The organism is Frankia sp. CeRuru1 (assembly GCF_977966315.1).
In genome coordinates, this window is record NZ_CDWWEW010000249.1 from 1 (window position 1) to 7,621 (window position 7,621).

8 protein-coding genes are annotated in these 7,621 nt (G+C 67.4%); 4 read left to right on the forward strand and 4 right to left on the reverse strand.

Going from position 1 to position 7,621, the window contains the following annotated elements:
- A partial coding sequence (locus AC08OP_RS16830; protein ID WP_476615065.1) for a hypothetical protein occupies positions 1-214 on the forward strand: 214 nt, incomplete at its 5' end.
- Between the two features lie 31 nt (positions 215-245).
- On the forward strand, positions 246-1,277 hold the full coding sequence (locus AC08OP_RS16835; protein ID WP_476615066.1) for a 2-oxoglutarate and iron-dependent oxygenase domain-containing protein: 1,032 nt from the start codon (positions 246-248) through the stop codon (positions 1,275-1,277).
- On the opposite strand, the gene AC08OP_RS16840 is transcribed toward AC08OP_RS16835, so the two are convergent.
- Complete coding sequence (locus tag AC08OP_RS16840; protein WP_476615067.1) at positions 1,181-1,444, reverse strand: SDR family NAD(P)-dependent oxidoreductase; 264 nt, start codon at positions 1,442-1,444, stop codon at positions 1,181-1,183. The genes AC08OP_RS16835 and AC08OP_RS16840 overlap by 97 nt on opposite strands.
- Positions 1,445-1,708: 264 nt before the next feature.
- Between AC08OP_RS16840 and AC08OP_RS16845 the strand changes: the two genes are divergently transcribed.
- Together AC08OP_RS16845 and AC08OP_RS16850 are read left to right on the forward strand one after the other, a co-directional pair.
- A complete protein-coding gene (locus AC08OP_RS16845) occupies positions 1,709-2,641 on the forward strand; it encodes a hypothetical protein (RefSeq protein ID WP_476615068.1) in 933 nt (310 codons plus the stop codon).
- 343 nt (positions 2,642-2,984) lie between these two features.
- Complete coding sequence (locus tag AC08OP_RS16850) at positions 2,985-4,082, forward strand: aromatic ring-hydroxylating oxygenase subunit alpha (protein ID WP_476615069.1); 1,098 nt, start codon at positions 2,985-2,987, stop codon at positions 4,080-4,082.
- Between the two features lie 186 nt (positions 4,083-4,268).
- Here the strand turns inward: AC08OP_RS16850 and AC08OP_RS16855 are convergent, their stop codons facing one another.
- From AC08OP_RS16855 to AC08OP_RS16865, 3 genes are all read right to left on the reverse strand, one after another.
- Entirely contained in the window at positions 4,269-4,397 is a 129-nt protein-coding gene (locus AC08OP_RS16855; protein WP_476615070.1) for a hypothetical protein, read from the reverse strand.
- A gap of 260 nt (positions 4,398-4,657) precedes the next feature.
- Positions 4,658-5,743 carry a PEP-utilizing enzyme gene (locus AC08OP_RS16860; protein ID WP_476615071.1) on the reverse strand — a complete coding sequence of 362 codons (1,086 nt, stop codon included), beginning with the start codon at positions 5,741-5,743 and terminating at the stop codon, positions 4,658-4,660.
- Between the two features lie 301 nt (positions 5,744-6,044).
- Positions 6,045-7,085 (reverse strand): PEP/pyruvate-binding domain-containing protein, encoded by a 1,041-nt coding sequence (locus AC08OP_RS16865; protein ID WP_476615072.1) that lies wholly within the window; start codon positions 7,083-7,085, stop codon positions 6,045-6,047.
- Positions 7,086-7,621 lie beyond the last annotated feature (536 nt).

A 7,621-nucleotide genomic window follows, 5' to 3' on the forward strand; every position in this document is an offset into this window, starting at 1 on the left:
CCCCGCGGCCGTGGGCTGCGGCTTCGCCGGGAGTTGCCCCAGCCGGGTGGAGGGGCTCTGCGACTCCGTTGTCCCTCCCGTCCGACTGCTCGACGGGGCCGCCACGACGGCATCCCACACCGTGCACTGCCATCTCGACGCCGCTGATCTGCCTGTGCTCCCGCCACTGCCGGCGGTGGGCACCGGGGCGATGGCGGAGAAGGAGAATGTCTGATGTCGGAGAAACCGGAGAGGACCCCCCTGCCATGACCGACGAGATTCCCGTCATCGACCTGGAAGTGGCCCTCGCCGAGGACGCGCCCGCGGACCTGCTGCGGCGCGTGCGCGCGGCGGCCGAGCGGATCGGCCTGATCCAGATTGTCAACCACGGCGTTCCGCTGGAGCTGATCGAGGACTTCCAGCGTCGGGTCGAGCGGATCCTGCGTCTGCCGCGGGCGGAGAAGGCGAAGCTGGCCAGTCCCACCGGACACCCCTTCCGGGGCTGGCGGCAGTGGCCTGACGACTTCGGCCGCCTGGAAATCGAACGGTACTCCGTGGGCCAGTTCGACAACCCGGCCGACGCTGCCGCGGCGGGCGTGTCGAAGCGGTGGCTCGGGCTCTACCAACACGCCAACGTCTGGCCGCCGCAGGACCCCGACCTGCGCGGGGTCACCGTCGCCTACGCCGAGGCGGCCGCGGCGCTGGCCCGGCGGGTGCTCGGCCTGTACGAGCGGCTGCTCGGACTACCCGCCGGCAGTTTCCCGCAGGACGAGCCGTACCACCTCAACCTGCTCGTCAACGACTACCCGACCTGGACCTACCCGGACACGGCCTCCGAGGAGGAGAAGCTTCTCCTGCTGGAGCACGCCGACGGCTCGGCGGTGACCGTCCTGCACCAGCACGGCGAGTACTCCGGGCTCCAGGCGCAACAGCCCGACGGCACCTGGATCCCGGTGCCCGTCGTGCCCGGGGCGTTGCAGGTGCTCTCCGGAACGATCCTCACCCGCTGGACCAACGGTCTGCTGCCGGCCGGCCGGCACCGGGTCGTGGCCGGCGGCAGCGCGACCCGGCAGTCGACCGGGATCTTCTACTATCCGAGTCTGGACACTGTGCTGGAACCGCTGCCGGCCTTCGTCGGGGAGGACGGCACCGACTTCGAACCCGTCGTGCTGGGCGAGATCGACGAGACCAACGTCGAGAACTACCTGAAGGTCTTCGGCCGGCCCGAGCAGGTGGCCGCGTGGCGGGAGGGCCGTCCGTTCGTCGCGGAGCTCGCCGAGACCTCCGCCGGCCCCTGACCTGGATCGGCCGCTGACCTCCGCTGGCCGCCGTCCCGCTGGATGCCGGCGACGACGGCCGCGGCGGCCGCGGCATCCCGCCGGTAGTTCACGACCACGTGATATCCGCGCCGGGCGAGATCGGTGGCGATCGCCGCGCCGATTCCCCGTCCCGCACCCGTCACCACTACCGTCGGAATCCAGCCGGCTATTCTATCCCTCTCATCCCATGCGTGTCATCTGATCGGTTCCCCAGGTACCGTAGCCGCGTGCCGTAGTCGCGGCCCGGAGACGGGAACGAGGGGGCTCCAGGAGGCTGAGCACGAGCGGACATTCTCCTTGCGGTTTCGCAACGACTGCGTGTCGGTTATGGAAAGCACCGCCGGCGCGCCCCCTCCCTGCGTGTGTCATCGGCTTGATGGCAGAGGCTCCCCAGGCGAGAGGACGTCGACATGATCCGCGGGCTGGCTCGTACCCGGGTCTGGAGCGCGAGGACGCGTGAGGGGAGGAGAGCTTTCCTGCTCGCGGTCGTAATCATTTTACTTTCCATGGCGACATCGTCGCCGGTCAGGGCGGCCGGCGGTCCCACCCGCGGCGAGGGCGTCGCGGTTCCCTTCGAGGGGTTCACGGATCGTAACGGAGGCCCGACATCGATCGGCGGTGCGGTCGGTGTGGACCTGGTGCTCGGGTCGACCAGCCGACCGTACCTTCCCTGCCAGAACTACGACCCGCGGACCCGTACGGGCGACGCCTTCGTCAACGCCTGCCAGGAGCGGGGAAGTTACACCACCTACTCCCGTTTCCCTCCCGGCGGAGGCCTGCTTTTCCCGGCCGGCTACTTCATGAGCAACACCCAGCCCGACCTGGTCCGGGGTGGTCTGCTGCGGACCGACTGGGGAGCGCGCACCGCCGGCCTGTCGTTCGAGTTCTACCCGGATCAGGCGCATGACGCCGAGGTTGTCCATTCGCGTTTCTACATCGACCGGTTCGACCATTGGGCACACGGCTGGACGTACTCCGTCGCCATCGGCCGCATCGCCCTCACCGCCCTCGGCGACCCCGGGACCGCTCGGATCAGCGGGCAACTGACCGACCGCGGCCGGCCGCCGGCACCGGGCCGGGTGCGGATCGTCATCTTCGGTGGCCACGCCCGTTCCTCCACCGGCTACCCGATCTCCTCCTTCGCCGTTCGCACCAGCACCGGGTCGTCCGACTGGAGTAGCGGAGCGCTCTACGCCGGCCCTCAGCGCATCACCGTCACCGACACCGTGACGCATCGGGAATGCGTCCTGGAACGCACGCGCGTCCTCGGCCCGGACAACAGGATCGACCTCGACCTCTCCCGGCCGGGTTTCGGTCAGCCCGGCAGCACCTGCACGCCCTGACCATCGGCTCGCCCTGACCATCGGCTCGCCCTGACCATCCGTTCGGGTGTCGTCTACGCAGGGTCGTATAGCTATGACATAGCGCACCCATCCACCCGGGATTATTGTCGGTGTTGCACATAGAGTGACACCGTCGCTCCTATTGAGAATTCGACGATGCCGGCTCAACGGCGTTTGGCCGAGGGCACATACGATTTCGCTACTACGTCATATGCGATCTTGTGCCGATACTTCGGTGCTCTTGGCATGACGTAACCGCCGTATCAGGACTGCCGCATCAAGGAGGCCTCAGATCGACCGCCACGAGCTCATCGATCTCACTCGACGGGCGCTCAAAATCGCGATGGACAAGACGACCGACATGGTGCCCGCTGAGCGCCGCCAGCCAGCCCTGGCGTACACGGGCCAGGAACGCTTCGAGCGCGAGCGCGAGCTTGTCCTGCGCTCTCCGCAGCTTGTCGGCTACCGCTCTGAGCTGCCGGCACCCGGAAGCTACTGCACGAAGACCGTCATGGGCGTTCCCGTGCTTCTGACCCGGGGCGAGGACGGCACGGTCAGGGCTTTCCAGAACGTCTGCGCCCATCGCCAGGCGCCGGTCGCGGAGGGCTGTGGCGTGGCCGAACGGTTCGTCTGCCCGTATCACGCCTGGGTATATGACGCCCAGGGTGACTTCGTCGGCGGACCCGGCCGTGAAGGTTTCCCCTCGACGATGGCCGGGAAGCCCCGCCTCACGCAACTGCCCGCCGCGGAGCATTCCGGATTCCTGTGGGTCGGTCTCCAGCCGGACAGCGGTCCCCTGGACATCGACGCCCACCTGGGAGAGCTCGGCCCGGAACTCGCGTCCTGGGACATCGGTAGCTGGGCTTCGGTGGGCGAGAAGGTGCTCGACTTCCCGATCAACTGGAAGTTCGCGCTTGACACGTTCGCCGAGAACTATCACTTCGCCACGGTGCACCGGGACACGTTCGCGCTGATCACCAAGAGCAACTGCGCGCTGTTCGACTCCTTCGGCCCGCACCATCGGCTGGTCTTCCCGATGCGGCACATCACGGACCTCGCGGACAAGCCCGAGGAAGAATGGGAACCACTGCACAACCTCGTGGTGATCTACGCATTGTTCCCCAACATCGTCCTTTCGGTCACCGTCGCCAACGGCGAGGTGTTCCGGGTCTATCCCGGGAGTGGGCCGGGTCATTCGATCACCTACCACCAGAACGCGTCGCCGATGGATCTCACGGACGAGGCGACGCGAACCGCCGCGGACGAGATCTTCGAGTACGCGCACGCCACGGTGCGCGACGAGGACTACCGCATGGCGATCGACATCCAGAAGAACATGGCGTTGGGGGTGCGGCCTGAGCTCGTCTTCGGGCGCAACGAGCCGGGGCTGCACCATCGTCATGCGGTCATCGACGAGGCACTTGCTGCATTCGGCGGGTAGCGCCGGTCCGGACGGGCCCCGCGCCGGCCCCGGCGCGGGTGGGCCGGGGCCCGTGGATCCGTTCGAATTTGAGGCCGGGACGTCGTCTTCGGCGTCCAGTTCCTCCAGCAACGATCTGATCTCAGCTCGGCCGAGTCCGGCTGTCACGCTAGCTCCAGCGTGCCGGAGGTGATGAAGACTCCGCGCTTACGGAAGGCCAAGGGCGACCCGGCCAATCACCTGTCCCTCACGCTCGTCGAGGAGCTGGAGGCCGCGCTGGAGGACGATCCCGGCGCCCTCGTCCTTGTCCCTCACCGAGCACGGCACGTCCCTCAACGAGGCCCTCCGCCCGCTGGGCGAGTGGGGGAAGCGACGTTGCGAGCGCCTCGCCGCCGAGGACGCGCCCACATCCGCGTAAGAATTCGTAATGAAGTAATTAATGCAGGCCAATATGCGTCTTCGCAGGTCACGGGCTCGCGAGGACTCCGAAGTGAACAAGTTATTTCATTCCGAATCCTAACCCAGAAAGATTAACTTCTTAGCGTTTAGCGTTGTTTTGGTCGGAAGCCACGGATGGGTGTTCTCGGTGTGATCAGTCAGGGTAGAATCTCGACGTACCTGTCGGTGCCGTGCACGCGGATCCGCTGCCCATCGGGGATCAGTCGGGTGGCATCTACCACACCGACGACGGCCGGCAATCCGTACTCCCGTGCGATCACCGCGCCGTGAGTCATTAATCCTCCGACCTCCGTCACCAAGCCCGCGATGGCGACAAAGAGGGGCGTCCAGCTGGGGTCCGTGTGGGCCGTGACGAGGATGTCGCCCGGTTCGAGATCGGCCCGTGCCATGTCCAGGATGACGCGGGCCCGCCCTTCGATGGTCCCGGCGGAGACCGGTAGGCCGCTCAGCGCGCCGGCCGGCAAATCGTCGCGTCGGTACGCCCCGGCGATGACTTCGCCATCCGACGTGAGCACCCGGGGCGGCGTGAGCGCTTGATACGACCTGAACGCGTCCTTGCGCCGGCCGATGAGCCGGTCATCCACGCGGTTCGTGCGCACGACGTCGTGGAGCTCCTGGAACGTGAGGTAGAAGATGTCCTCCTTCTCACGAAGTACGTGGGCCTGTACGAGGCGCTCGGCTTCTTCCAACAAGGCCTGCTTGTACACGAAGTAGCGGCTGATCATGCCGTACTTCGGATACTCCCGGTACCCGATGAAGGTCCGGACCCGGTCGATCATCCGCTTCGTCTCGTCGGCCTTGCGCTCCCCGTCCGGCAGGGCCCGCAAGCGCTCCAGCAGCTCCTGCTCCTTCTTCCAGGCCTTCTGCCGGCCTTGCTCGAAGCGTCGTCGGCTCTCGCCCAGCTCGAAGTTCTTGATGTTGCCGAGGATCATGGGCACGAGCGTGGAGGGGCGTTCACGCCAACGCGGCCGCGTGATGTCGATCTCGCCGACGCAGCGCATGCCGTACTTGTCGAGCCAGGCCTCGACGGCGTCTCGCGCTTCCCACCCGCCCGCGAGCTTGGGCAGCGCGTCCAGGAAACCCTCGTCCTCGACGTGCTGCAGAAACGCCACCACGCCCGGATGTGGGCGGATCACGTCAGCGACGTCGAGCAGCGCCACTCCCGACTTCGTCCGGATGTCGCGTTCCGAGGCGGCGATGGAGGCCTCGCTGCGCCCGATCAACTCGGTGACGATGGCCGGATCGGTCTCGATCGGGGCTGGCGCGCCGCCGGACAGTGGCCCGGGGGGGACCCTCGTCAGGCAGCGGCCGGATGAAGCCGTCGCGCTCGAGGATGGTCTGCAGCGCGTCCCCGGTCAGCGGATCGGATTTCCCCATGAGCTCCAGGAAGCCGGCGCGGCTCGTCGGCGAGACCAGCCTCTGGGTGACGTCGACGAACAGGCGGCCGCCGGCCTCGGCCATGGGCGCGGGGGTCGTCATCTGCCAGAAGGAAGGAGAGCCCCAGGGGCTTCATGGGGTCGGTCATCATCTGCTGATGGCCGACGGAGACATAGACGTGTGATGGCCGACGGAGACATAGACGTGGTTCTCCCGGTCGCCGGACTCGGGGATGGGGAACAGCGTGGTGATCGGCCGGCTCTGGACGATCTGGAAGCCGTCGTCGACCAGGCACCATTCGATGTCCTGGGGGCGGCCGAAGTGCGCTTCGATCCGCCGGCCGAGCTGCACGAGCCGCACGACCTGCGCAGCCGTCAGCGCCGGCTGCTCCTGCCGCTCTAGGTCGATCGCCTGTTCCTGCGTCCCGCCCGCCGGCGAGGCGTGAACCGCACGCTGCTTGGCGCCGACCGCCTCGGCGACGACCTCGCCGTCGCGCACCTTGAAGACGTCCGGGTTCACCAGGCCGGAGACCAGGGCCTCACCGAGGCCAAAGCTGGCCTCCACGGAGGCGACCTTCCGGTTGGACGTGACGGGGTCGGCTGTGAACAGGACGCCAGCCGCATGAGGGAAGACCAGCTGCTGCACGACCACCGCCATGTGGACCGTACGGTGGTCAACGCCGTTGCGCTGGCGGTAGGTCACGGCCCGCTCGGTGAACAGCGAGGCCCAGCACCGGCTGACGTGCCGGAGGATCGCCGCCGGCCCCACGACGTTCAGGTACGTGTCCTGCTGGCCGGCGAAGGAGGCCGTCGGCAGGTCCTCTGCCGTCGCACTGGACCGGACGGCGTACGCGGCTTGCCCGCCGAGCTGGGCGAGCGCGCGGGTAATCGCCGCCGCGAGATCGCCCGGGATGGCGATCCCTTCGATGGTCCGGCGAATCTCCGCGCTGAGCGTGCGGATCGCCTCCCGGTCGTCCGGCTTCAGGCGCGACAGCTGCTCGAGCCGACCCTCGATCGACGGCACTTCCGCCATGATCCGCCGGAAGGCGTCCGTCGTCACGCAAAAGCCAGCCGGCACGCGGATGCCTTCGATCCGCGACAGCGCCCCCAGGTGCGCACCCTTGCCGCCAACGACCGCGACCTGCATCTCGTCAACCTCTTGAAGACCCAACACGTACTGCTCGCTCATCGCGATACCTCCGGGGCAGCCGTGCTCTCTCGCACGGCACCGGCCGATCGAATCACCGGCACCTCCAGCTCTGTCGAGCCTCGTGTTGGGCACGTCCTCATCTCTCGTTGCCTTCCCTCGTCACCGCGCCCCCCATAGGTTGACAACAACACACGCACGTCGTGCCCCCAGGTCTTCGCCCGTTCCTGGTCCGGCCGACGATTCTGCAGCGCGACCCGGGATCGGCTTCGCAGATATCTCCAGGCGATCGCCGCCGTTGAAGTCAAAGCGTCCGCAGCCCCTTCGTGTGCCGACGCACGACACCTTGAATGGCTTCAGGCGGAGATCGGTGCGCGGTTCACTACATCGTGACAAAAATGTAGCGATTGATCGCGACGCAACCGCGACTGCGATTACGCCCCACCCCAAGCCGCATTAGCCTACGCCGTCGCCGGCTCACCGTGGCCGTCGAGCGCGACGTGGGTATCGCTGCGAAGATTCCGTTCCGCCCGCGTAGACCCGTGACCTGCGATGACTCCCGCACGCGGATGGGTCGA

What these genes read in the sequence shown, in the direction of transcription:
- AC08OP_RS16835 (WP_476615066.1), top strand. Translation starts at nt 246, where the DNA reads ATGACCGACGAGATTCCCGTCATCGACCTGGAAGTGGCCCTCGCCGAG.
- AC08OP_RS16845 (WP_476615068.1), top strand. Translation starts at nt 1,709, where the DNA reads ATGATCCGCGGGCTGGCTCGTACCCGGGTCTGGAGCGCGAGGACGCGT.
- AC08OP_RS16850 (WP_476615069.1), top strand. Translation starts at nt 2,985, where the DNA reads ATGGACAAGACGACCGACATGGTGCCCGCTGAGCGCCGCCAGCCAGCC.
- AC08OP_RS16865 (WP_476615072.1), bottom strand. Translation starts at nt 7,085, where the DNA reads ATGAGCGAGCAGTACGTGTTGGGTCTTCAAGAGGTTGACGAGATGCAG.